Source organism: Sphingobium sp. FG125, from assembly GCF_057809795.1.
On sequence record NZ_JBMDKQ010000006.1, the window covers coordinates 185,644 to 209,651 of the forward strand.

The window sequence follows — 24,008 nt, forward strand, 5'->3', positions numbered from 1 at the left end:
CATATTAGGCTCCGTGCTCCCGCGCAGGCGGGAGTCCAGCTCCACGGTTTCGACTAGGCTCCCGCCTGCGCGGGAGCACGTTATTTCAGGCGGGCAGGAGCGGGCGGCGGTTCTTCTAATGTCCGCCCGCTCCAGACTTTTACTGCAACTCCAGCACCACGACCGACTTGGGCGGCAATGTGACGCTGAGAGTCCCACCGCTGACTTGCGCGCCGGTGAAGGCCACGGGCTTGACGGTGTCGGGCGCATCGAATGTATTATGCGCGTTGATCGCGCCCGCCGTCAGGATGCGGCCCGTGACGCTTGCGGCATTCAGGCCATCCAGCTTGACCGTGACCGTGTTGGGCTGGTTCGGGTCCAGGTTGGACAGGCCGACATGGACCTTGCCATCCTTACCCCGCACTGCCGATCCGCTGACCGAGGGCATCGACCATTTATCCTTGTTATACCAAGGGGTGTCGATGCTGATCGGCAATACGGTCGCGTCCTGCCAGGGTTTGTACATTTCAAACACATGATAGGTCGGCGTCAGCGCCATTTTCTTACCGTCGGTCAGGATCATCGCCTGCAACACATTCACCATCTGGGCGATGGCGGTCATCTTCACCCGGTCGGCATGACGCGCGAAAATGTCGAGATGGACCGACGCGACCAGCGCATCGCGCAGCGTATTCTGTTGACGCAGGAAGCCAGGATGCGTGCCCGGATCATCGGCATACCAGGTGCCCCATTCATCGACCGCCAGCCAGATCTTCTTGGCCGGATCATATTTGTCCATGATCGCGCTATGCTTGGTGATGAGGTCGTCCATGCGCAGCGCTTCGGCCAGGGTGTTGGCCCAGCCCGCTTCATCAAACACGGTCGAGGAGGCACGCGGCGGCCAGGAGCCGGGGATGGTGTAATAATGGAGCGACAGCGCGTCGAGCTGACCGCTCGCCACCTTCATCATCGTCTCTGTCCAGTTATAATCATCGACATTGGCACCCGCCGCGATCTTCATGATCTTGGTGCCACGCGGTGCCTTGATGAAGGTAGCGTAGCGGCGGGTGAGGTCGGCGGCATATTCGGCGCGCATATTGCCGCCACAGCCCCACAATTCATTACCCACGCCGAAATAGGGGACCGCCCACGGCTCCTTATGTCCGTTCTTCGCCCGTTCGTCGGCCAGCGTGCCGGCGGGCGAGGTCATATATTCGACCCATTCGGCCATTTCCTGCGGGGTGCCATTGCCGACATTGCCCGCAACATAGGCCTCCGCGCCGATCTGTCGGACCAGCTCGAAAAATTCATGGGTGCCGACCGTGTTCGGCTCGGTCACGCCGCCCCAATGGGTGTTGATCTTGACCGGGCGCTTGGATTTGCCGCCAATGCCTTCCCGCCAATGATATTCGTCGGCAAAGCAGCCGCCCGGCCAGCGCACCACGGGAACCGACAGGTTGCGCAGCGCCGCAATCACATCGTTGCGGAAGCCGTTGGTGTTGGGGATCGCCTTGTCATTGCCGACCCACAGCCCGCCATAAATGCCATTGCCCAGATGTTCGGCGAACTGGGTGAAGATGCGCTTGTCATAGACCGGGCCGGGGGTGGCGGCGTTGATCGTCGCGGTCGTGGGCTTGCCGCCGGTGTCGGCCTGGGCGCTGGTGGTCAGCGCAGTAGCGCAGAGCAGCAGCGCAGCCGTGGTGCGGCGCAGGGCTTTGATCATGTCGTCCTCTCCTATGATCTTAATCGTGAAATGCGTCTGTGGTCTCGCGCCGTCCGCGCAGGAAAGCGTCGGCAACCAGCCGCAGCGGATCGGTATCGACGTCCGATCGTCCGCCCCGGATCAGCGCGGCAAAGCGGCTGTAGAGACCGGGATATTCGACATCTTCGCCATGTTCGGTGCCGCTGGGCAGGTGCAGCACTGCGCCCCCCTGCGACAATTTGAGCGTCCCCGCGTCGGTTTCAACGACAATGTCCCAGCTTTGCGGCCCGGTCTGCCGCCAGTCGAGATCCATGTGAATGGGCGCGCCCCCGGTATCGCGAAAATGCAGGTCCGCCGCGATTGGCGCGGCGCGATTGTCCGGCAGGGTCAGCGTCGCGTCCTTCAGGAAGAAGGGGCGCGGCAAGATATGGGTGACGATCGACAGCGCATTGATGCCCGGATCGAATACGCCCAATCCGCCCGGCTGCCAGATCCATGCCTGACCCGGATGCCATACGCGCACATCCTCCCGCCAGACGATCGACACGCTCTGGATTTTGCGCTCGGCCAGCCAGGCGCGCGCCGGGGCGACGCCAGCGGCAAAGCGGCTGTGCCAGGCGGCAAACAGGGAAACGCCAACCTTGTCTGCCTGCGCCTGCAATGCGCCCACCTCGGCCAGCGTCGCGCCGGGCGGCTTTTCCAGAAATAGATGCACACCGCGCCCCAGCGCCTGCGCCGCCAGATCATAACGGACCTGGGGCGGGGTGCAGAGCGCGATTGCATCCACCGCCGGGCCATCGCGCAGCAGCGCATCCAGACTGGCCAGATGCGGCACCCCGTCCAGCCCGGCATCATGCGGGCTGACGGTCGCGGCCAGGCTGAAGGCGTTGTTGCCCCGGATCGCCGGGACATGCTGGTCGCGCGCAATCTTGCCGATGCCAACGATCGCAATACGGATCGGGTCCATGGGGATCAGAGCGCCTGAATGACCACTTCGACTGGTTCTGCGCGCTGCAACGGATTGCGCACCGGCAGGGTGAAGGGCGCGGCGGTGATTTCAAACACATCGCCTTCCTGCGTCGCGATGCCGTCGCTGAAGGAGAGCGTCGCGGTGCCGAAGAAATGGACATGAACGTCGCCGGGGCGGCGGAACAGATCATATTTGAAATGATGATGTTCCAGATTGGCAAAGCTGTGCGACATATTGCCCTCGCCCGACAGGAACGGCTTTTCCCAGATCGTCGCGCCATCACGCAGGATGCGGCTCGCGCCCTCGATATGTTCCGGCGGCGTGCCGACCAGCAATTCCGGGCCAAGCGCGGCCTGCCGCAGCTTGGAATGGGCGAGCCAGAGATAATTGTGCCGCTCGGTCACATGGTCGCTAAACTCGTTGGCGAGCGCCAGTCCAAGCCGATAGGGCTGGCCATCATCGCCGATAATGTAGATGCCCGCAATTTCCGGCTCCTCGCCGCCATCCTTGGCAAAGGCGGGCATGGCCAGCGGTTCGCCCGGTCCGACCAGCTGCGACCCGTCGCCCTTGTAAAACCATTCGGGCTGCTGGCCGACCGCGCCCGGCGCAGGCTTGCCACCCTCCAGCCCTTCCAGGAACATGCGCATCGAATCGGTCTGCGTTTCGACCGTTGCTGCTTCCCGGTGCATTTTGTCGCGTCCTTCGGCGGAGCCAAGATGGGTCAGGCCCGTGCCGGTCAGCTGAACATGCGCGTCATCTTCATGGTCGATCGGCGCCAGCAATTCGCCTGCCGCAAAGGCGGCTGCAATGTCGATCGCATCGCCCGTGCCGGCCGCTTCGACCGCGGCGCTCAGGCTGATGCCACGGGCAATGGCGTCGAGCGCCAGCGCGCGGATGCTGGCATAGCCCGGCACGATATGGGCGGCATCGCCCTGCGCCGCGATAACGGAGCGGACGCCGCTGGGGGCACGATGCTGCAACAGGCGCAATGTCATGAAAAAACTCTCCTCCCGCACGCCGTTCGCGGCGCTGGCTGATCCTGAATGACGAGTGATCACGCGCTCAGGCGGCTGCTGAAAACAGCGATGCTTGCACGATGACTCTTTCAATTACTCCGACATATTACAGGATGATGGTAATGGCAATGCTTCTATTCTACACCGATCCAAGCCTGATAGGCGCAAGGTGAGAGGAGCCGGAATGGGACAGGATAAGCCGTCAGCAGATGCGCAAGCCGCGGAAAATGGCGGTTCGGCCAAGGTGGCACGCGGGCCGGGCAGGCGATTGCACGGGGCCATCGCGCACAAGCTGGGCACGGCAATCTTGTCTGGCCAATATGCGCCGGGCGATGTCCTGTCGGGCGAAGTCGCCTTTGCCGAGGAACTGGACGTGTCGCGCAGCGCCTATCGGGAGGCGATCCAGGTTCTGACCGCCAAGGGACTGGTCGAAAGTCGCCCCAAGGCCGGAACACGGGTGCTGCCGCGCAATCGCTGGAACCTGCTTGACCCAGAAGTGCTGGCTTGGGCGTTTGCCGGGGAGCCGGACATCCAGTTCGTGCGCGACCTGTTCGAACTGCGCGCGATCGTCGAACCGGCCGCTGCCCGGCTGGCGGCGCAGCGGCGTGACAGGAATGACATCAAGATCATGAAGGATGCGCTGGCCGCGATGCGCCGCCATACGCTGGCGACCGATCTGGGCAGGGCGGCGGACCGCGATTTCCACAATGCGATCCTCGACGCGACCCGCAACGACGCGCTCCAGGTCCTGTCCGCCAGCATCGGCGCGGCGGTCAACTGGACCACCCAATATAAGCAGCGCGCCCGCGCCCTGCCGCGCAACCCGATCCCCGACCATGTCCGCGTGTTCGACGCGATCGTCGCGGGGGATGCAGCAGCAGCAGCGGAGGCGATGGGCGTGCTGGTCGATCTGGCGCTGGAGGACACGGCCAGCGCAATGGGGGGATAATCCTCCGCTACAAAGGGAGAAATGAAAAAGGCCGGAGCAGGTTATCCCGCTCCGGCCTTTTTTCCGAAGTGCGACCCTCGGCTTTATTCCGCTTATTCCGTGACCGGCTGGTCGGGCAGCGCATGGGTCACTTTCGATCCCCATAGCGCGTAGAACAGGATGTAGAGTTCGCACGCCGCGGTCAGCAGGAACGACCATTGCAGGCCATATTCGTCCGCCAGCTTGCCCTGCACCACCACCAGCGCGCCACCGGCGATCGCCATGATCAGCAGGCCGGAGCCTTCCTCGGTCAGCGGCCCAAGCCCCTTGATCCCCAGCGTGAAGATGGTGGGGAACATGATCGAGTGGAACAGGCCGACAAGGATCAGCGCCCACATCGCCATCGGCCCGGTGGTGAACACCGTCACCAGCATGACGATGAACGCACCGATCGAGAAGGCGGCCAGCACATGGCCAGCATCGAATTTCTGCATGATCGCAGAGCCAGCAAAACGGCCAACCATCATCCCGCCCCACAACAGGCTGAGATAATTGCCTGCCTGTTCATGGGTCAGATTGGCGATGTCGGGCTGGCTGACGAAATTGACGAACAGGTTGGCGACGCCGATTTCCGCGATCAGATAGATGAAGATTGCGGGGATGCCGAACACCAGATTGCGATGCGCCCAGAGCGAGTGCTTCTTGCGCTCCTCCTTGCTGTGGCGCGACGTCGCATTGCCCATGGCGGGCAGGGGGAAACGGGCGATGATGACGGCCAGCACCACTAAAATGACGGCAACGATGATGTAGGGCAGGATCACCGACTGCGCGTCGGCCAGACGTTCGGCTTGCGTGAGGACGACATCGCCCTGCGCCGTGCCGCCCTTCGACCGGCCCAGGATCAGATAGGCGCCGAACAAAGGCGCCAGCATCGTGCCCGCCGAATTCATCGCCTGCACCAGATTGAGGCGTGATGAGGCGGTTTCGGGCTTGCCGACCACCGCGACATAGGGGTTGGCCGCGACCTGCAACAAAGTGATGCCACTGGCGATGACGAACAGCATGACCAAAGTCACACCATAAGAAGGGATGGATGCCGCCAGCGTCATACCCGCTGCGCCCGCCGCCATGATTAGCAGCCCGATCACCATCGACTTCTGGTAGCCGACCCGCTCGATCAGCTTGGCAGACGGGATGGAGGCAAAGAAATAGGCGATGAACCAGACCGATTCGATCAGCGTCGTCTGGGTGTAGCTCAGGTCAAACACGCTGCGCAGATGCGGCAGCAGCGTATTGTTGATGACGGTGATGAAGCCCCACATGAAAAACAGGCTGGCCAGCAGGCCAAGCGCCGGGCCGTAGCGCGTGCCGGGATTATGCGTCACCGTTGGCGCGGCGGTCGAGGAAACTGGTCCTGCCATTCATCCGTCTCCGTAAAATTCCAGTGCGGCACAGCCGCTTGAGGGGTTGCATCCGCTTATTTTGTCTGAGTATATTCCCCGAAACCGCCCGTCAATGGGTCACGGTCATAAGAGGAAGCCCCATGCACAACGTCGCCACCATGAAAACAACGCTGTCATATGGAGTAGCGCTTGCGCTGACAAGCGTGTCCGCCCTCGCCGCCGAAGCCAGCCGCACCCCTGCCGGCACGTTGGCGGACGGATCCGCGGTGGAGGTTATCAGCCTGACCAACAATCAGGGCGTAACAGCGAAGATCCTGACCTATGGCGCGACGCTCCAGTCGCTGTCTGCGCCGGACAAGGATGGCAGAATCGCGGACATCCTGCTCGGCTACGACGACCTCAAAGACTATGTCGATCATCCCAATTATTTCGGTGTGACCGTGGGCCGCTATGCAAATCGCATCGCGGGCGGTGCCTTTTCGCTTGACGGCAAAGCCTATCAATTGCCGCTCAACGACAAGACCAACACACTGCACGGCGGCGGCAAGGGGTTCGACAAGCAGGTCTGGAAAGTCGCGTCAGTGAAGAGCGGACCGGTCGCGACGCTGGTGCTGACGCTGACCAGCGCGGATGGCGATTCGGGTTATCCGGGCAAGCTGGATAGCAGCGTCACTTACACGCTGGACGAAGACGGCAATCTCGGCATCATATTTGACGCCAAGACGGATAAGCCCACGATCGTCAACATGACCAACCATGCGATCTTCAATCTGGCTGGCGAAGGATCGCCGGACGGAGCGCTTGGCCATCTGCTGACGATCCCCGCCAAGGCCTATACGCCGGTCGATGCCGCGCTGATCCCGACCGGTGAGTTGAAGCCGGTGGAGGGCGGCGTGTTCGATTTTCGCGCCCCCCGCCGCGTCGCTGACGGCATTCGCGACGGGCGCGATCCGCAGATCGTTGCCGGGCGCGGCTATGACCATAATTGGGCGCTGGACAAGGGCGTGACCAAGACGCCGGAATTGGCCGCGCGGCTGGAAGACCCGGCATCGGGCCGGGTGCTGGAGGTGCTGACGACCGAGCCGGGGGTGCAATTTTACGCGGGCAATTTCCTGGACGGCACGCTGGTCGGCAAGGGCGGGCATCTCTATCGCATGGGCGACGGCATCGCGCTGGAGCCGCAGAAATTCCCCGACGCGCCCAACAAGCCCAATTTCGTGTCGGCGCGGGTTGATCCGGGCAAGCCCTATCATCATGCGATGGTCTATCGCCTCTCAGTCAAGCGCTGATCCATGGCGCAATGGCAGATGATCGAGCGCGATGTGGCTGACACGCTGGGCGAAGGGACGCTCTGGTCGGCGCGCGACAATGCGGTCTATTGGGTCGATATCCTTGCGCCCGCGCTCAACCGGCTGTCGCTTGACGGCGGTACGGTCGAACGCTGGGCGATGCCCGAACCACTGGGCTGGGTCGCCGAGCGGGCGGGCGGCGGCTTTATCGGCGGGTTCCAGAGCGGCTTCGCGACGATCAGTCTAGACCCGCTGACGATCACGCCGATCGGCGACCCGGAACCGGACCTGCCCAACAATCGCATGAATGACGGCAAAGCCGATGCGCAGGGCAATATCTGGTGCGGCACGATGGACATGGCGGAAGAACAGGACAGCGGTTCGCTGTACCGGCTGAACCCCGACCTTGTCTGGCAGCAGATGGACACGGGCTATCGCGTCCCTAACGGTCCGGCCTTTTCGCCCTGCGGGAAATGGCTCTACCATAGCGATACGGCGCGCCGGACCATGTACCGCTTTACCCGCACGGCGGACGGGATCGCCGATCGCCAGCCCTTCATCCATTTCACCGATGCGGACGGCTATCCCGACGGGATGACCGTGGATGCGGACGGGCACATCTGGGTCGCCCATTGGGGCGGCGGACGAATCAGCCGCTTCACCCCCGACGGCGCTCTGGACCGCTCCATCGACCTGCCCGCGCGACAAGTCACCAACATCACCTTCGCCGGACCCGCTCTGGACCGCATGTTCGTCAGCTCCGCCGCCATCGGCCTGGACGCGACGTCTTTTGATGGCGGCTTCTTCGAGGTTGATAGCGGTGCGCGCGGAGTGCCGACTCATCTGTTTGCGGGCTGAGGCGTGATCGATGCATGACCTTATAAAAGGCGATTGAACTGGGCGCTAGAATCTGCTTAATGCGCTTGGACAGCGTTGTCATGTCATCTCCAATGCACATAACGCTGTGATCCCGGACAGCCATGCGGCGAACTGCACGCGCCAAAGGCTGTCCGGGACGATTTTTCCCTTAACATATGTCCAGCTCACTGTCGGTTTATCAGATCCATCGCCAGCGCGACCGCGCCCAGCGGCCCGGCCTGATCCCCCAGCACTGGCGTCCGAACGATCCTCCTGATGCTGCCGGCATCGACGAAGGGCAGGTAGCCGCTCAATTGCGCCACAACCTTTTCTCGCACCCGGTCGAGCAGGTCGCTTCGACCCATGCCAACTCCGCCACCAATCAGCACCTGCCGCGCCGCCGTGGTCAGCAATATCGTGCCGACCAGTTGGGCGATGTCATGCGCCACATCGTCCCAGCGCGGATCATCCGCCGCAATTCTGTCCCCCGACACACCGAAGCGCGTCGCCAGCGCCGGGCCACTCACCAGCCCCTCGATACAATCGCCATGGAAGGGGCAGGCGCCCGCGAAGCTGTCGCCCGGCGCCCGGCGGATCAGTATATGCCCCAGTTCCGGGTGCATCGCGCCGTGCAGTGGCCTGCCATGCAGCGCAAAGCCGCCACCCAGGCCAGTGCCGATCGTCAGATAGCATAGGCAATCGGACGGCGCATCCGCCTCTGCGCCCGCCCCCCAGCGCGCCTCGGCCAGCGCCGCGCCGTTGACGTCGGTGTCGATCGCTGCCGGGCAGGGCAGGGCCGCGCTCAGCACGCCGTAAATATCCGCGCCGGTCCAGCCGGGTTTGGGAGTGGGCAGCATATGGCCGAAATCGGTCGCGTTTCGGTCCAGCCGCAGCGGGCCGAACGACCCGATGCCCAGCGCCGCGAATGGCTCTTCCGCCTGCCAGCGGGTTAGCAGTTCCACCCCCGCGCCCAGCGTTGCTGCCGGATTCGTGGTCGGGATCGTCATCCGATCGACAATCTCCCGCCCGCGCGCCCGCAGCACGACCATCTTGGTGCCGCCCAGCTCGACCCCGGCCACCAGCGGATCGCTCATGCGGCGACCCCGCCGCGATCACCGTCCAGCCAGAGGCGCAGGAAGGGCGCAAAAGTGCCGCCAAAACGGCGCTCCTCACCACCACCCCAATTGTCGATGAAGCTGGTCACGCTCAGGTCCGGCAATACCATCCAGCTATAGCTTTGCGCCGGCGCATTGGCTGGATTGGCGAACAGCAGCCCGCTGCCGTTGACCGGCCGCCAGGGACCGTGCGCGGTCGGGGCAACCATCGCGTAAAGACCGGTGGGACCGGTCGGGCCGTCGGGATTGAACACATGGCGCTGGGTCGACCAGAAGAGATAATAGCTCCCCTGATGAACGACCATATGCGGCCGTTCCAGTTCATTGTTCAGGCCATCGGCTGATAGCAGCGGCGGCGCGATCACCCAGTCATCCGGGGTTGCCGGATCAGCGCAGGCCATGCCGACCACGCCATTATAGGCGCTGGCCGATCCAGCCTGCGACGCGGCGAAGAACAAATAATGGCGGCCATCGGCGGGATCGCGGAAATAGGCCGGATCGCGGAACGCCTTGATCGTGCCGATGCCACCCCCCTCGCGGGTCGACATATAATAAGCCGGATCCATCGTGACGATTTCGGTTAGGTCGTGCCAGTCGGTCAGCCCGCCCGCTTCGCTCAGCCGGGCGCGGGCGCTGAACATCCGCTGCTCGAAACTGGGTGCGGCTTCGTCCCTGCGACCCGCTGCGGTGAAATAGAGGATTATGTCGCCGCTGGCGTCATCGCGTATCGCCGAGCCGGACCATTCGCGGCTGCCAGGCGAAAACCCATCGGGCATCGCCACGCCGACATGCGACCAGCGATCGTCTTGAAAATGGAACAGATGGATCCGCGCATGACCATGGCGCTCGTCAGGGTCGGGAAAATGCGGAGCAGCGAGCGCCATCCACAGCTGCGCCCCGTCCGCCAGTGTGATCGGCGTCCCGTCACGCTGCTGTACCGGCCAAGCATCCCAAATGTCGAGATTGTCGGCAACCGGACGGACATGATGCGCGCCGATCATCGGCGCGGTCGGCGCGTCGGGCGCGATGGCGGCGACATGCGCTGCGGTCCAACTGCTCATTCTCTCAGGCTTCCTCTCAGGGCGAGAAGGAAGGCGCCCTCAAGCGTGCAGTCCTGCCGGCGCCTTCCTCCCCAATTCCAGCCAGATGGGCACCTGACCGAAATGCTCTTTTGGACCCTGACCTGTCGGTGGTTTCGGGCCATGGAGGATGCATATAGCGTTTAGGCAAACGTTTGCAAGAAGAAAATTGCCGCGTGGTTCAGGTACGCCTTCCCGGCGTTGGCGTCGGTGGATCACGACGGGTCCAGCGCGGGGCTACGTGGACCGGCTTCCACAGATCGGGTCCCAGCAGCAGCAGCGTCATCCCCAGGCTGGCGCTGACAAAGGCAGTGGCGGCAAGCGCGAACTGCGCCAATGTGACGCCCACCGACCGGTCGACCAGCTGGTGCAGCAGCCGCCCCTGCGAGCCAAGGCTGGCGATGAGGCCTAGGCCAAGCAGGCGCAGGCCGATCCGCGCGGCGGGACGGGGATGCCAATGGGACATGAAAACCAGCCTCTGCAATGTCGAACAGGAGGCATCCCATTTACCGATGACCGCATAGCAAAACGAGAGCGGGAACGGGCAGGCCGCGTTGAAATTACGTAGGAATGGGCACGTATAGCCATGCTATGGCGCAAAATCATACGCAGATACTATGCCAAAGCGTCGTTCCTGCCATGGAGATTGAATGCATTTCCATGTCATGTCGGCGGTAAAGGGTTGAACAGGGACATATGGCGATGCAATCGCAAGCGGACGGGATTTTGGCCGAGGCGGCATCGGCCGAACATAGCGGACCGCAGGCTGGCCTGCCCACGCTGGCGCTGGGCGCGCTGGGCGTGGTGTTCGGCGATATCGGCACGTCGCCGCTCTATGCGCTCAAGGAAAGTTTCGTCGGCCATCATCCGCTCGCCGTCGATCCGCTGCATATTTATGGCGTCCTGTCGCTGATCTTCTGGACTATGATGCTGGTCGTCACGGTCAAATATGTGTTCATCGTCATGCGCGCCGACAATCATGGCGAGGGTGGCAGCATGGCGCTGTTGGCGCTGATCGGGCGGCGCATGGGGGAGACGCGCTGGACCCCGGCGATTGCGATGCTGGGCGTGCTGGCGACCGCGCTCTTCTATGGCGACGCGATCATCACCCCGGCCATCTCGGTGTTGTCGGCGGTGGAGGGGTTGACCGTGGTGCAGGCCAGCCTGACGCCGCTGGTGCTGCCTGTCGCCATCCTGATCCTGATCGGCCTGTTCCTGATCCAGCGCCACGGCACCGCGAAGGTCGGCGCGCTGTTCGGGCCGGTGATGGTCGTCTATTTTCTGGTACTGGCGGTGCTGGGTATCACAAACCTGTGGCGGCACCCGGAGATCATCGCGATCGTCAATCCGCTCTACGCGGTGCGCTTCTTCACGCTCGATCCGCACCTGGCGTTTCTGGCGTTGGGGTCGGTTGTGCTGGCGGTGACCGGGGCCGAAGCGCTCTATGCCGATATGGGTCATTTCGGGCGCAGGGCGATCAGCCTCGCCTGGCTCTATGCTGCCCTCCCGTGCCTGCTGCTCAACTATATGGGGCAGGGCGCGCTGATGCTGGACGATCCCGCGACGGCGGCCAACCCCTTCTTCCTGATGGCGCCGGAATGGGCGCGACTGCCGCTGGTGATCCTGGCCACGCTGGCGACGATCATCGCCAGCCAGGCGGTGATTTCCGGGGCATTTTCAGTGACGCAACAGGCGGTGCAGCTGGGTTTCCTGCCACGCCTGCGCATCCTCCACACCAGCGCCAGCGCGGCTGGGCAAATCTACCTGCCGCTGGTCAACCGCGTGTTACTGGTCCTCGTCATCCTGCTGGTGCTGGGCTTTGGCAGCTCGACCAATCTGGCCGCGGCCTATGGCATTGCGGTGACTGGCACGATGGTCATCACCACCGCCATGATGGGGGTGCTGACGTTCGCCGTATGGCGCTGGCACCCCCTGCTGGCGGGCGGGCTTACCGGCCTGTTCCTGATCATTGACGGCCTCTATTTCGCGTCGAACGCAACCAAGATACCCGATGGCGGCTGGTTCCCGCTGCTGGTGGCGGCCATCGCATTCGTCATCCTGACGACCTGGGCTACGGGCCGCCGGATCATGCGCGACCGGCTGCGCGACGGGGCGATGGAGCTGGAGCTGTTTATCCGATCGACGCGCGATTCGTTGCCACGGGTGCCGGGCACGGCGATCTTCCTGTCATCTACGCCCGAAGGCGTGCCGCCCGCTTTGCTTCACAATGTGAAGCACAACCGCATTCTGCATGAACGCAACATCATCCTGACGGTGCGGACGCTTGGCGTGCCGCATCTGCCGCTGGATGGCCGTGTGCAGGTGGCGGACCATGGCAATGGCTTTTACCGCCTGATCCTGCGCCACGGTTTTATGGAGGAGGTCGATATTCCCGCCTCGCTCAAGGCGGTCGGCGATTGTGGCGGGCCGATCGGGGTGGTCGACAGCAGCTATTTCCTCAGCCGCCAGACGCTGATCCCATCGCAGCGGCCCGGCATGGCGATCTGGCGGGAAAAACTGTTCGCCTGGATGATCCGCAACGCAGAAAGCCCGATGGACTTCTTCAAGCTGCCTACCAACCGCATCGTCGAACTGGGTTCGCAGGTGGAGATTTGAGATAGGGGCGCAACCCCCTTCCCTGCGCGCGGCTTCCTGCTAAAGCGCGCCCATGCTCAATCTTAACGGTATCACCGTGCGCCTTGGTGGCCGCATCATCCTCGACCGCGCCAGCGCGGCGCTTCCTCCGCGCAGCCGAGTCGGCCTGATCGGGCGCAACGGCGCGGGCAAGTCCACGCTGATGAAAGTCATGATCGGCCAGCTCGATCCTGACGATGGCAGTTGCGACATGCCGCGCGACACGCGGCTGGGCTATATTGCGCAGGAAGCCCCCAGCGGCACGGCGACCCCGTTCGAAACGGTGCTGGAGGCGGACAAGGAACGCGCCGCGCTGATGGCGGAGGCGGAGCATACCGAAGACCCCGATCGTCTGGGCCATATCTATGAGCGGCTGACCAGCATCGACGCCTATACCGCGCCCGCCCGCGCCGCGCGCATCCTGGTCGGCCTTGGCTTTGACGAGGAGATGCAGGGCCGCCCGCTCGACAGCTATTCGGGTGGCTGGAAGATGCGCGTCGCGCTTGCCTCGCTGCTCTTCTCCAACCCTGACCTGCTGCTGCTCGACGAACCCTCGAACCATCTCGACCTTGAAGCGACGATGTGGCTGGAAAATTTCCTCAAAGCCTATCGCGGCACGGTGGTCGTCATCAGCCATGAGCGCGACCTGCTCAACAATGTCGTCGATTACATCCTCCATCTGGAGGGCGGCAAGGTGACCCTCTATCCCGGCGGCTATGATGCGTTCGAGCGGCAGCGGGCCGAGCGCCTCGCCCAGCTTGAATCGGCACGGGTCAAGCAGCAGGCCGAGCGCGAGAAATTGCAGGACTATGTCGCGCGCAACTCCGCCCGCGCCTCGACCGCGAAACAGGCCCAGTCGCGCGCCAAGGCGCTGGCGCGGATGCAGCCGATTGCCGCGGCGATCGAAGATCCCACGCTGGCGTTCAGCTTTCCCAGCCCGCCCGAACTGCGCCCGCCGCTCATCACCATGGACATGGCGGCGGTCGGCTATGGCGAAACACCGATCCTGCGCCGGGTCAACCTCCGCATCGACCCGGACGACCGGCTGGCGCTGCTGGGCCGCAACGGCAATGGCAAGACGACGCTGGCCCGCCTGATCGCGGCGCAACTCGCGCCGATGGAAGGGCAGATGCAAAGCTCGTCCAAGATGCAGGTCGGCTATTTCACCCAATATCAGGTCGAAGAACTGGACGTCACCGACACGCCGCTGGAACATATGACCCGCGTGATGAAGGGCGCGACGCCCGGCGCGGTGCGGGCGCAGCTGGGGCGCTTTGGCTTTTCGGGTGAGCGGGCGATCCAGAAGGTCGGAAGCATGTCGGGTGGTGAGCGGGCGCGGCTGGCGCTGGCGCTTATCACCCGCGATGCGCCGCATCTGCTGATCCTCGATGAACCGACCAACCATCTGGACGTCGACAGTCGCGAGGCGCTGGTGCAGGCGCTCAACGATTATAATGGCGCGGTGGTGATCGTCAGCCATGACCGGCACATGATCGAACTGGTCGCCGACCGGCTGGTGCTGGTTGATGGCGGCACCGCCCAGCCGTTCGATGGCAGCCTGGAGGATTATACCGACATCGTCCTGCGCAAGGCCGACGGCAACAGCAGCAGCGACGCGCCCAAGGTCGATCGCAAGGCCGACAAGAAGGCGGCGGCTGAATGGCGGGAAAAGCAGAAGGCGCTCAAAAACGCCGTCTCGCGCGCCGAAAAGGAAATGGCGGCGCTGATCGCCGAGCGCAAACGGATCGACGCCGTGCTGTTCGATCCCAAGGCCGCGACCGGGGCGGAAGCGAAGATGACCACCAGCGAGTTGATGGTGAAGCGCGCAGGCGTGGAAAAGAAGCTGGAAGCGGCCGAAGAAATATGGATGGAAGCGGGCGCGGCGTTGGAGGCGGGCTGAGCCTTTAGCGCCCGACCAGAATGAACGGTGCCCAGATATAGGGTTGCGCTGCGTCGGGCCGACCTGACCGTATCAGTTTAAGCATCGCCTTTTGCAGGGCGACCGCGCGCGGGGTTCCCCCAGTGGCGGCTTTCACCGTTTCGAGCGTGACGAAGGCGCTGGCATCGTCACGCACCGGCCAGTGCGACACCAGCAGCGATCCTGCCCCGGCATAGCGGAACGCCTGCGCCAGCCCCGAATAGGCCGGTGCCTGCGCGCTGTCGCCCGCCGCTGTGTTACAGGCGGACAGGATCACCCAGTCCGCGCCGATCCGCATCGCCGCGACCTCCGAAGCGGTCAGCAACCCGTCGTCGCCGGTGCCGGGGGCGGGCGGGGACAGGACCAGAGCGGGTTCGGTCACCCCCTCCATCTGGCCACTGACCAGCCCGTGGGTCGCAAACAGGATGACGGAATAAGGGGCCAGATCCTGCCCGCGCAGTGCCGCCTCGCTCGCTTGCGCGCCAACCAGCAGGGTGGCGCGGTCGGTGCCGAAGCGATCCGCCACGGCGCGCAGTTCGGCCAATGATCCGGGCAGCGGCGGCAGTTGCGACAGCGCGGTCGTGTCCGCCGTGCCGCCGCGAAAATAATGGTTGGCGGCGAGCAGGACGGGCGCGGCGGGCTTGGCCGTGGTCGCAAAGGCGTCAGGCGCGCCGACGCCCAGAAAGCTCTGGTTGCGCATCGCGATCCGCTGCGGTGCCGCAGTGCTGGTGGCAAAGCCGGGCTGCACTTCGATCGCGAAGCGGCGGATCAGCCAGGGCGTATTCCGGTCCACCGCCACGACGGGCCGCTGCGGCAGCATCGCAAAGGGCAGCGAGGCGAAGGCACCGGTCGGCACAATCCGCAACGCCTTTGCCTTGCCCAGCCGGGCGAGGATCGTGGGCGTGAAAATCTGGGCATAGAGATTATGCGCCGCCGTCCGGTCGAAGCCGCTGGGGGTCATCGCGCCGCGCAGCCGGTCGACCAGTGCGACCATGGCCGCGCGCCCCAACCTCGTGCGCTCAACGGTCGCGCCATCGGCATTGACCGCCAGCAGATAGACCCCGTCAAAGGCCGGCATCACCGCCAGCAGCGCTTCATCCTGCGCCAGTCCTGCGCGCAAAGTCGCCAGGTCGGGCCGCACGCCGCCGCGCGCCTCGACCCAGCGGGGATAGTCGCGGGCGATGGCGGCGCGTTCGGCCTCGACAATATTCTCCACCGTGGCGCGGGCCAGGCGGGCGGCCTCGACATCCTTGTCGGTCGCCAGCGCCTTGAGCAGCGCGCTGTCCGCGCTGGCCAGCGCCTTCAGTCTGTCCTGCAGGGTGCGGACCCGCGCGGCGAGGGCGGGATCGGCAACGAGACGTTCGGCCACCAGCCGGTTGGCCTGGGCAATGCGCGACCCCGCCAGGATCGCCATCGCGTCCAGCGCCAGCGCCGGGTCATGCGCCTGCACCGCGATCTTGAGGATCGTGTCGAGCGCTGCCCGCTGATCTTCATTCAGGTCGCCATCATCGTCGAGCGACTGGCTTTCGCGCAGCAGTCCGGCCATTTGCCGCGCCGCCGTGACGGCATCGCCCCCCTGCGCCCAGGCCGCCAGCATCGCCGCGTTGGCCAGTGCGAAGGCAGGCGCATTGTCGATCTGCCGGGTTTCGCGCAGATAATCGGCAGCGGCTATCCGCGCAGCGTCCCCCTGCCCGGTCGCGATCAGCGCCGGGACGAGCAGCGGATAGACGCGCTGGCCCATGTCGCGATCGCTGGCCGTCGGGGTGCGGACGCGGGCCATGGCCGTGCGCGCGCGCTCGATCGCTTCGTCCGGTCGTCCCTGTGCAGCGCTGGAGAGTGCCGCGAAGGCCAATGCGCGGGCGCGTTGCGGGCTATTCTCCCCCTCCACCGCCCGAAAGCCGCGCTCCGCCTCCAGAAACAGCGGCTCTGCATCGTCATAGCGTTCCAGCGGCAGCAGCACGCCCGCCATATTATAGAGACCGAAATGGTAGAAGAGGCTCTTGGTCCCCATCGTCTCGCGCTTGATCGCGATGGCGCGCTCCATATAATCCAGGGCTTCGATCCGTCGCCCGGTGCGCGCCAGCAGCAGGCCCAGCATTTCCAGCGACCGATGATAGCTGGGATGCTTGCGATCGACATGGTCGGTCGCGGTGTTGACCGCCAGCCGCGCATATTTTTCTGCCTCTGCCATGCGCGCCGCACGGAACAGCATCTGCGCGTAGGTGTAAGTGGCGGCGACCGTGTCGGGGTGGTTGGGACCAAGGCTGGTGGTCCGCGCCTCCAGACTGGCGCGCTGGGCATCGACCGCTTCGCCATTGCGCCCCAGCCGCGACAGCGCCTGCGCATGGGAAAAGGCGATGTTGGACTTGAGCATATAGTCGGCTTCGCTGAGCGCCTTTGGCCCGACGCGGGCGAAATAGACGTCGGCATAAGCGCTCGCCTGCGCCAGCGTCTCCGCCCCGGCGGCGACATCGCCGGTCATCGACTGGACATAGCCCTTGACCGACATGCCCTCCAGCCAGGGGATGGGATAGGCGTCGCGGAACGGCGCGATCAGCGCCAGCCCCTTATCGACATTGGTGAGGGCGGAGGGGTTCTTGCCCTCAATCTGATCCATCGACCCTAGCTTGATAAGGCCGACGCCCGCCATCGGGTGCGGATGGCCCGCGACCTTGACCTTCATCCCCGCGTCGCGCAGCGCGGCCCAGGCGTCGCGGGTCTTTTGCGACATCGACTGGGCGAAATCGTCATTCTCGAACAGGGTCGTCGCTTTTTGGTCGAGCGCGCGCAAATGGGCGTGGCGCGGATCGGTGGCACTGAAGCCCGCGACCATCTGGGCGGCAACAGGCAGCGACGGCACCGCCGCCAGCGCCAGCATCATGGCTATCCTGCCTGCCCTAAGCCCCATCGCCCGTCCCCCGACTCTGCCCCTGCGACATGCTTTGCGGGCGCGGAGGCTTTGGCGTCAAGTTACAAGCGTTTGCGCCGGGACGTTACGCCAGGGACAGGCGCCAGTCCCAGCGCAGCGGATCGCCATCCATCACATCGACCCCGCGCGCGATCAGCGCGTCGCGTATCTCGTCCGACAGCGCGAAATCCTTGTCGGCGCGGGCCGCGGCACGGCGTTCGAGTTCCGCGTCAATCTCCTCCGGCATGATCTGCGCATCCTTCGGCTGCAATCGCAAGTCAGCGCGGGTCAGGGTCATGAGGTTGAGGCCCAGCGCCGCATCGAACGCCGCGATCAGGCAGAGTTTCTCATCCACCGGCACCTTCTTGAGCGCAATCGCCTCTTCCAGCAGCGGCAGCGCGCGCGGCGTCATCAGGTCGTCGCTGATCGCTGCGTCAAACTGCTCCAGCAGCGGTGCCAGCTTGGGGTGCATGTTGGCGCGCAGATAGTCGAGCCGGGGCGATTGCCACGTCACCCCTTCGGCGCGGGCCTTCAAACCCTCGACGCCCATGACCAGCCGCTTCAGACGGGTCAGCGCCGCGCCGACACCCTCCGCGCTGAATTCCAGTTCGCTGCGATAATGAGCGCCCAGGCAGAGCAGGCGATAGGCCAGTGGATGCACGCCCGCGTCGATCAGCGAAAAGAGGGTGGTGAAACCGCCCTTCGACTTGCTCATCTTGCCGCTTCGATCAACGAGGAAATTATTGTGCATCCACCAGCGTGCGCCGGTGAAGTTCGCTTCCGCCGCGCCCACGTCCGGGCCGCAGCAGGCATGGAAGGCCTGATTCTGGGCGATCTCGTTAGGATGATGGATTTCGCGATGGTCGATGCCGCCGGTATGGATGTCGAACGGGTGACCCAGCACCGCTTGCGACATGACAGAACATTCCAGGTGCCATCCCGGTGCACCCGGCCCCCAAGGGCTGTCCCATTCCATTTGCCGCTGTTCGCCGGGCGGCGACTTGCGCCAGATCGCAAAGTCGGACAGGTTGCGCTTGCCCGCGACCGGATCGATCCGGGCGTGGGCGGCATCGTCCCGCCCGCCAGCCAGCGCGCCATAATCCGGCACGGTCGCGCTGTCGAAATAGAGGCCGCTCTCCAGTTCATAGCAATGTGCCGGTGCGATTCTTTCGGCAAATGCGATCATCTGCGGCACATAGTCGGTGGCGACTGTCCATTCGCTGGGCGCGATGATGTTGAGGTCGGCGATATTCTGCTTGAACGCTTGCGTGTAATGGGCGGCAATGTCCCAGATGCTCTTGGCGCTGGTCCGTGCCGCCGCCTCCATCTTGTCGTCGCCCGCGTCGGCGTCCGATGTCAGATGGCCGACATCGGTGATGTTGATGATATGGGTGACCGACAGCCCCTTCCACAGCAAAGTCCGCCGCAGCGTGTCGGTAAAGACATAGGCGCGCAAATTGCCCAGATGGGCGTAATTATAGACGGTCGGGCCGCAGCTATAGACGCGCGCATGATTGTCCTCGATCGGCGTAAAGGCTTCGATCGTGCGGGTCAGGCTGTTGAACAGGCGCAGCGGCGCGGTGATATGCTGGTCGTCGGACATGGCGCAAAGCGATGGCGCGAAGCAGCGCGGGGGTCAATCCTCCCTGTGCGCCCCGTCCATTTGTAATAAAATGTTGCGTCGGGGGCCGCCCCTTGCACCGGTGCGTTCCTCCCCCAATATGGTTGATGCGGGCCGGGCCCCTCTGACGCGCTGGACTTCCCCCCTTGTCCAGCCGTGATGTCGGACCGCATCGGGTGCGCCCGGTGCAGGTTTTGCGGCAGTTCCCCCCTAAATGCCGCAGCAGGCCGCACCGGGCCACTCGAACCACAATTTGATGGATTGGAGTGACCCCAAGTGAATAATCGCGTTCCTTTGCCGGGCTATGGTGCGACCCGCACGGCGCAGACCGACGCCGGGCTGCGCGCGCACATGCTGGGCGTTTTCCGCAATATGGGCCTGGGCCTGGTGATCACCGGGCTGGTCGCGGCGTTCATCGGCAATACGCCGGTGCTGGCCGCCGCGATCTTCGGCACGCCGCTCAAATGGGTGGCGATCTTCGCGCCGCTGGCATTCGTGTTCTTCTTCAGCTTCCGCATCGAAAAGATGACGACGGCGGGTGCGCGCATGGCCTTCTGGGCCTTTTCCGCCGTGATGGGCGTGTCGCTGGCCAGCATCTTCCTGGTGTTCACCGGCGGCAGCATCGCGCAGGCCTTTTTCTCCGCCGCCGTCATGTTCCTCGGCATGGCGCTGTGGGGTTATACCACGCAGCGTGATCTGACGAAGATGGGCAGCTTTCTGATCATGGGCCTGATCGGCATTATCGTCGCCAGCCTGATCAACATCTTCATCGGTTCGTCGGCGATGGCGATGGTCATCTCGATCCTGGGCGTGGTGATCTTCACCGGCCTTACCGCTTGGGACACGCAGCGGATCAAGTCGGACTATTTCGCCTATGCGGGCCATGAAATGGCGGCGAAGATGCAGGTGATGGGCGCGCTGTCGCTGTACCTCAACTTCGTCAACCTGTTCCAGATGCTGCTCAGCCTGACCGGCGAGCGGGAGTAAGCGGATGCGGGACCAAGCGACCGTATCGGCGATGCTCTGCCCGGTCTGTCATGTCGGACTGGCGATGACAGACCGGCAAGGGGTCGAAATTGACTATTGCCCACAATGTCGGGGCGTTTGGCTGGACCGGGGCGAACTGGACAAGATCATCGAGCGGGCGGCGGGTGACACGGTTGCGCCCGCCCGGCCAGCGCCCTTCGCGCAGCAGAGCTACCGCCCGGACCGCGACTATCGCGACGACGGGCGGGGCTATCCCAGGAAACGAAAGAAGAGCTTTCTGGAGGAGTTGTTCGATTGATGGAAAGGCCGGTCCTGCGGGGCTGGCCTTTCCCCTATCCTCTCCCCCGTCATGCCAGCGAACGCTGGCATCCCACTTCTTCTCAATGCCCGTTGGTCGAGATGCAAGGTATCGAACAAATCAACCCATTTGGGATTGATGCTCTCAATCAATTCGACCTTCCATGCACGCTTCCACGCCTTCATCGCTTTTTCCCGCGTGATGGCGTCCATGATTGTCTCGTGCCGCTCCGCATAGACAAGCCGGTCGAGCCGATAGCGTCTGCAGAAATCCGACCCGGTGCCTTGGCGGTGCTGCATGGCGCGGTGCGGCAGGCTTGACGTCACGCCGATATAGAGCACACCGTAAGCGCGGTTTGTCATGATATAGACCCAGCCGCCCCTCATGGCGGAGAGATTGCGTCAAAAGGCAGGGAGATGCCAGCTTTCGCTGGCATGACGGAACAAATTTCCTTTCCGTCATGCCAGCGAAAGTTGGGATTTCACTTGTTCTTTGGTTCCCAGCATTTCAATGCGCCGCGCCCCAACTCGGCCCGGTGCCAATCTCCACCCCCAACGGCACGCTCAGCTTGACGATCGGTTCTGCGGCGCTTTCCATCACGCTGCGGATGACTGCGCTTGCCGCGTCCACATCGCTCTCCGGTAGCTCGAACACCAGTTCGTCATGCACCTGCAACAGCATCTTGACGCCCGGCAGCCCCGCCGCCTCCAGCGCCGGTTCCATGCGGGCCATCGCTCGCTTGATGATGTCGGCGCTGGTCCCCTGGATCGGCGCGTTGATCGCGGCGCGTTCGGCGCCCTGCCGTTCGTGCTGGATGGATGCGCGGATACGCGGGAACCATGTTTTCCGACCGAACAAAGTCTCGGTATAGCCGCGCTCCCGCGCCTTCTCGATCGTTTCGTTGATATAGATGCTGATGCCGGGGAAGCGTTCATAATATTTGGCGATCATCTCCTGCGCCTCGTCCGCGCTGATCTCCAGCCGTCCGGCCAGCCCCCAGCGCGAAATGCCGTAGAGGATCGCGAAGTTGATCGTCTTGGCCCGGCCGCGCGTGTCGCGATTGACCTCGCCGAACAGCTCTTTGGCGGTGGCGGCGTGAATATCCTCGCCCGCCGCGAACGCCTCCTTCAGTGCAGGCACATCGGCCATATGCGCGGCCAGCCGCAGCTCGATCTGGCTATAATCCGCCGCCAATATGACATTGCCGGGTTCAGCGACAAAGGCGTGACGGATCTGCCGCCCGACTTCGGTGCGGATCGGGATATTTTGCAGGTTGGGATCAGTCGAGGAAAGCCGCCCGGTCTGCGCCCCGGTCAGCGAATAGCTGGTGTGGACCCGGCCCGTATCCTTGTTGATCTGCGCCTGGAGCGCGTCGGTATAGGTGGATTTGAGTTTGGAAAGCTGCCGCCATTCCAATATTTTGCTGGCAATCGGCGCACCCTGCGCGGCCAGTTGCTCCAATATGGTGACGTCGGTGGAATAGGCACCCGATTTGCCCTTCTTGCCGCCCTTATAGCCCATCTTGTCGAACAGGATCGCGCCCAGTTGCTGGGTCGATCCGATCGCGAAGGACTGTCCCGCCAGTTCGTGAATCTCCGTCTCCAGCGCCGCGATGCCAGCGGTAAACTCGCCCGACAACCGCGCGAGATGTTCGCGATCCACCTTGATCCCGCGATGCTCCATCCGCGCGATCACCGGCACCAGCGGCCGGTCGACCAGTTCATAGACCCGGTTTGCGCCCTCATTGGCTACCCGCGTCTTGAACAGCCGCCACAGACGCAGCGTGACGTCGGCATCTTCGGCGGCATAGGCGGTCGCCTTGTCCAGCGGCACTTCGCCAAATGTGATCTGGCTCTTGCCGGTGCCAACCACCTCCTTGAAGCTGATGCACTCATGGCCAAGATGCGTGCGCGCCGCTTCGTCCATGCCATGGCCCGACAGGCTCTGTCCGGCGTCAAGGTCGAAGCTCATGACGATCGTGTCGTCAAACGGGGTGATAGCGATGTCGTGCCGGCGCAGCACGGTCATGTCATATTTGAGATTCTGCCCGACCTTGAGGACCGCATCATCCTCCAGCAGGGGTTTGAGCTTCGCCAGCACCGTCGCCAGCGGCAATTGCGCCGGCTTTTCGGCAAACATATCGCGCCCGCCATGGCCTACCGGGATGTAGCAGGCCTTGTTCGGCCCGGTCGCCATGCTGACGCCGACCAACTGGCACGACACGCAATCGAGCATGTCGGTTTCAGTGTCGACCGCTACGATCCCCTCGGCGGTGGCCTGCGCGATCCAGCGGTCGAGCGCTTCTTCGCTCACCACGGTTTCGTAGAGGCTGCGGTCGATCGGCGGTTCCTGCGGCGCGACCGGCGCGGCGACCGGTTCGCCTGTCGCGGCGGCAGCGGCGGCAACCGCGACGGCAGCGGCAGGTGCGCCGAGCCGGTTGAGCAGTGTCTTGAAGCCATGATGGGTCAGGAAATCCTGCAACGGCTCCTTGGGAATCCCCTTGAGTGTCAGATCCTCCAGCGGTTCGGGCAACTCCATGCTATCGTGCAACGCCACCAGCTTGCGCGACAGCCGCGCCATTTCGGCATGGGCGATCAGATTTTCCTGCATCTTGGACTTTTTCATCGCGGGCGCTGCTTCCAGCGCCGCCTCCAGCCCGCCATATTCGACGATCAGCTTGGCCGCCGTCTTGGGACCTATGCCCGGTACGCCGGGCACATTGTCCACGCTGTCGCCCATCAGCGCCAGCACGTCGCCCAGCAGGTGCGGCTCCACCCCGAATTTGCCGACGACATACTCCGCCCCGCGCCGCTCATTCTTCATCGTGTCATACATATCGACGCCGGGCTGGATCAGCTGCATCAGATCCTTGTCTGAGCTGACGATGGTGACATGCCATCCCGCCGCGACCGCCGCCTTGGTGTAGCTGGCGATCAGGTCGTCGGCTTCATAACCCGCTTCCTCGATACAGGGGAGGGAGAAGGCGCGGGTCGCGTCGCGGATCATGGGAAATTGCGGGATCAGATCTTCGGGCGCGGGCGGGCGGTTCGCCTTATACTGGTCGTACATGTCGTTGCGGAAGGTATGCGATCCCTTATCCAGGATGACCGCCATATGGGTCGGGCCTTCCGCCTTGCCCAACTCCTCGGCAAGCTTCCACAGCATTGTCGTATAGCCATAGACCGCGCCCACGGGCTGGCCATGCTGGTTGGTCAGCGGCGGGAGCTGGTGATAGGCGCGAAAAATATAGCCGCTGCCATCGACGAGATAGAGGTGATTCTGGGTCATGGGGAAGGGGGATAG

The 24,008-nt window shown here is 63.9% G+C and carries 17 protein-coding genes and 1 pseudogene; 7 read left to right on the plus strand and 11 right to left on the minus strand.

The window, feature by feature from the left end; translation table 11 throughout:
• Positions 1–139 precede the first annotated feature (139 nt).
• The 3 genes from ACODSR_RS08035 to araD1 are packed head-to-tail and all read right to left on the minus strand — an operon-like array spanning position 140 to position 3,646.
• A complete protein-coding gene (locus ACODSR_RS08035) occupies positions 140–1,702 on the minus strand; it encodes an alpha-N-arabinofuranosidase (protein ID WP_489075360.1) in 1,563 nt (520 codons plus the stop codon).
• A 19-nt stretch (positions 1,703–1,721) separates the two neighbouring features.
• Entirely contained in the window at positions 1,722–2,648 is a 927-nt protein-coding gene (locus ACODSR_RS08040; RefSeq protein WP_489075362.1) for a Gfo/Idh/MocA family protein, read from the minus strand.
• A 5-nt stretch (positions 2,649–2,653) separates the two neighbouring features.
• Positions 2,654–3,646, minus strand: a complete 993-nt coding sequence (araD1, locus tag ACODSR_RS08045) for an AraD1 family protein (RefSeq protein WP_489075364.1) — start codon at positions 3,644–3,646, stop codon at positions 2,654–2,656.
• A 205-nt stretch (positions 3,647–3,851) separates the two neighbouring features.
• Here araD1 and ACODSR_RS08050 point away from each other — a divergent pair, with 205 nt between their 5' ends.
• Positions 3,852–4,616, plus strand: a complete 765-nt coding sequence (locus ACODSR_RS08050) for a FadR/GntR family transcriptional regulator (RefSeq protein WP_489075366.1) — start codon at positions 3,852–3,854, stop codon at positions 4,614–4,616.
• A gap of 92 nt (positions 4,617–4,708) precedes the next feature.
• Here ACODSR_RS08050 and ACODSR_RS08055 read toward each other — a convergent pair whose 3' ends face one another.
• Positions 4,709–6,016 (minus strand): sugar MFS transporter, encoded by a 1,308-nt coding sequence (locus ACODSR_RS08055; protein ID WP_489075368.1) that lies wholly within the window; start codon positions 6,014–6,016, stop codon positions 4,709–4,711.
• Between the two features lie 122 nt (positions 6,017–6,138).
• On the opposite strand from ACODSR_RS08055, the gene ACODSR_RS08060 reads away from it, so the two are divergent.
• Together ACODSR_RS08060 and ACODSR_RS08065 are read left to right on the plus strand one after the other, a co-directional pair.
• The gene (locus ACODSR_RS08060) at positions 6,139–7,287 is read left to right on the plus strand and encodes an aldose epimerase family protein (RefSeq protein ID WP_489075370.1); all 1,149 of its coding nucleotides are present in this window, start codon (positions 6,139–6,141) and stop codon (positions 7,285–7,287) included.
• A gap of 3 nt (positions 7,288–7,290) precedes the next feature.
• A complete protein-coding gene (locus ACODSR_RS08065) occupies positions 7,291–8,145 on the plus strand; it encodes an SMP-30/gluconolactonase/LRE family protein (RefSeq protein ID WP_489075372.1) in 855 nt (284 codons plus the stop codon).
• Between the two features lie 185 nt (positions 8,146–8,330).
• On the opposite strand, the gene ACODSR_RS08070 is transcribed toward ACODSR_RS08065, so the two are convergent.
• The 3 genes from ACODSR_RS08070 to ACODSR_RS08080 form a co-directional block, all read right to left on the minus strand.
• Entirely contained in the window at positions 8,331–9,239 is a 909-nt protein-coding gene (locus ACODSR_RS08070; protein ID WP_489075374.1) for an ROK family protein, read from the minus strand.
• Positions 9,236–10,321, minus strand: a complete 1,086-nt coding sequence (locus ACODSR_RS08075) for a glycoside hydrolase family 68 protein (protein WP_489075376.1) — start codon at positions 10,319–10,321, stop codon at positions 9,236–9,238. The genes ACODSR_RS08070 and ACODSR_RS08075 overlap by 4 nt, the downstream gene beginning before the upstream one ends.
• A 199-nt stretch (positions 10,322–10,520) precedes the next feature.
• Positions 10,521–10,805 (minus strand): hypothetical protein, encoded by a 285-nt coding sequence (locus ACODSR_RS08080; protein ID WP_489075378.1) that lies wholly within the window; start codon positions 10,803–10,805, stop codon positions 10,521–10,523.
• A 236-nt stretch (positions 10,806–11,041) separates the two neighbouring features.
• Here ACODSR_RS08080 and ACODSR_RS08085 point away from each other — a divergent pair, with 236 nt between their 5' ends.
• Both ACODSR_RS08085 and ACODSR_RS08090 read left to right on the plus strand, forming a co-directional pair.
• Positions 11,042–12,955, plus strand: coding sequence for a potassium transporter Kup (locus tag ACODSR_RS08085; RefSeq protein ID WP_489075438.1), 1,914 nt, complete (start codon positions 11,042–11,044; stop codon positions 12,953–12,955).
• A gap of 52 nt (positions 12,956–13,007) precedes the next feature.
• The gene (locus ACODSR_RS08090; protein ID WP_489075380.1) at positions 13,008–14,873 is read left to right on the plus strand and encodes an ABC-F family ATP-binding cassette domain-containing protein; all 1,866 of its coding nucleotides are present in this window, start codon (positions 13,008–13,010) and stop codon (positions 14,871–14,873) included.
• A 4-nt stretch (positions 14,874–14,877) separates the two neighbouring features.
• On the opposite strand, the gene ACODSR_RS08095 is transcribed toward ACODSR_RS08090, so the two are convergent.
• Both ACODSR_RS08095 and ACODSR_RS08100 read right to left on the minus strand, forming a co-directional pair.
• Complete coding sequence (locus ACODSR_RS08095) at positions 14,878–17,769, minus strand: CHAT domain-containing protein (RefSeq protein ID WP_489075440.1); 2,892 nt, start codon at positions 17,767–17,769, stop codon at positions 14,878–14,880.
• 115 nt (positions 17,770–17,884) lie between these two features.
• On the minus strand, positions 17,885–19,402 hold the full coding sequence (locus tag ACODSR_RS08100; RefSeq protein WP_489075382.1) for a cysteine--tRNA ligase: 1,518 nt from the start codon (positions 19,400–19,402) through the stop codon (positions 17,885–17,887).
• 294 nt (positions 19,403–19,696) lie between these two features.
• On the opposite strand from ACODSR_RS08100, the gene ACODSR_RS08105 reads away from it, so the two are divergent.
• Together ACODSR_RS08105 and ACODSR_RS08110 are read left to right on the plus strand one after the other, a co-directional pair.
• A complete protein-coding gene (locus ACODSR_RS08105; protein WP_489075384.1) occupies positions 19,697–20,407 on the plus strand; it encodes a Bax inhibitor-1/YccA family protein in 711 nt (236 codons plus the stop codon).
• Between the two features lie 4 nt (positions 20,408–20,411).
• Complete coding sequence (locus tag ACODSR_RS08110; RefSeq protein WP_489075386.1) at positions 20,412–20,705, plus strand: TFIIB-type zinc ribbon-containing protein; 294 nt, start codon at positions 20,412–20,414, stop codon at positions 20,703–20,705.
• A 95-nt stretch (positions 20,706–20,800) separates the two neighbouring features.
• Here the strand turns inward: ACODSR_RS08110 and ACODSR_RS08115 are convergent.
• Both ACODSR_RS08115 and polA read right to left on the minus strand, forming a co-directional pair.
• A pseudogene (locus ACODSR_RS08115) lies at positions 20,801–21,091 on the minus strand (GIY-YIG nuclease family protein); the annotation flags it as partial.
• A gap of 121 nt (positions 21,092–21,212) precedes the next feature.
• Complete coding sequence (polA, locus tag ACODSR_RS08120; RefSeq protein ID WP_489075388.1) at positions 21,213–23,993, minus strand: DNA polymerase I; 2,781 nt, start codon at positions 23,991–23,993, stop codon at positions 21,213–21,215.
• Between the last annotated feature and the right edge of the window lie 15 nt (positions 23,994–24,008).

Excerpts from the sequence above, each read along its gene's own strand:
- ACODSR_RS08080 (WP_489075378.1), bottom strand. The coding sequence starts at position 10,805 with ATGTCCCATTGGCATCCCCGTCCCGCCGCGCGGATCGGCCTGCGCCTG.
- ACODSR_RS08070 (WP_489075374.1), bottom strand. The coding sequence starts at position 9,239 with ATGAGCGATCCGCTGGTGGCCGGGGTCGAGCTGGGCGGCACCAAGATG.
- ACODSR_RS08040 (WP_489075362.1), bottom strand. The coding sequence starts at position 2,648 with ATGGACCCGATCCGTATTGCGATCGTTGGCATCGGCAAGATTGCGCGC.
- ACODSR_RS08065 (WP_489075372.1), top strand. The coding sequence starts at position 7,291 with ATGGCGCAATGGCAGATGATCGAGCGCGATGTGGCTGACACGCTGGGC.
- polA (WP_489075388.1), bottom strand. The coding sequence starts at position 23,993 with ATGACCCAGAATCACCTCTATCTCGTCGATGGCAGCGGCTATATTTTT.
- ACODSR_RS08075 (WP_489075376.1), bottom strand. The coding sequence starts at position 10,321 with ATGAGCAGTTGGACCGCAGCGCATGTCGCCGCCATCGCGCCCGACGCG.
- ACODSR_RS08035 (WP_489075360.1), bottom strand. The coding sequence starts at position 1,702 with ATGATCAAAGCCCTGCGCCGCACCACGGCTGCGCTGCTGCTCTGCGCT.
- ACODSR_RS08095 (WP_489075440.1), bottom strand. The coding sequence starts at position 17,769 with ATGCTGGCGCTGGCGGCGGTGCCGTCGCTGCCTGTTGCCGCCCAGATG.
- ACODSR_RS08060 (WP_489075370.1), top strand. The coding sequence starts at position 6,139 with ATGCACAACGTCGCCACCATGAAAACAACGCTGTCATATGGAGTAGCG.
- ACODSR_RS08100 (WP_489075382.1), bottom strand. The coding sequence starts at position 19,402 with ATGTCCGACGACCAGCATATCACCGCGCCGCTGCGCCTGTTCAACAGC.
- ACODSR_RS08050 (WP_489075366.1), top strand. The coding sequence starts at position 3,852 with ATGGGACAGGATAAGCCGTCAGCAGATGCGCAAGCCGCGGAAAATGGC.
- ACODSR_RS08055 (WP_489075368.1), bottom strand. The coding sequence starts at position 6,016 with ATGGCAGGACCAGTTTCCTCGACCGCCGCGCCAACGGTGACGCATAAT.
- ACODSR_RS08110 (WP_489075386.1), top strand. The coding sequence starts at position 20,412 with ATGCGGGACCAAGCGACCGTATCGGCGATGCTCTGCCCGGTCTGTCAT.
- araD1 (WP_489075364.1), bottom strand. The coding sequence starts at position 3,646 with ATGACATTGCGCCTGTTGCAGCATCGTGCCCCCAGCGGCGTCCGCTCC.
- ACODSR_RS08090 (WP_489075380.1), top strand. The coding sequence starts at position 13,008 with ATGCTCAATCTTAACGGTATCACCGTGCGCCTTGGTGGCCGCATCATC.
- ACODSR_RS08085 (WP_489075438.1), top strand. The coding sequence starts at position 11,042 with ATGCAATCGCAAGCGGACGGGATTTTGGCCGAGGCGGCATCGGCCGAA.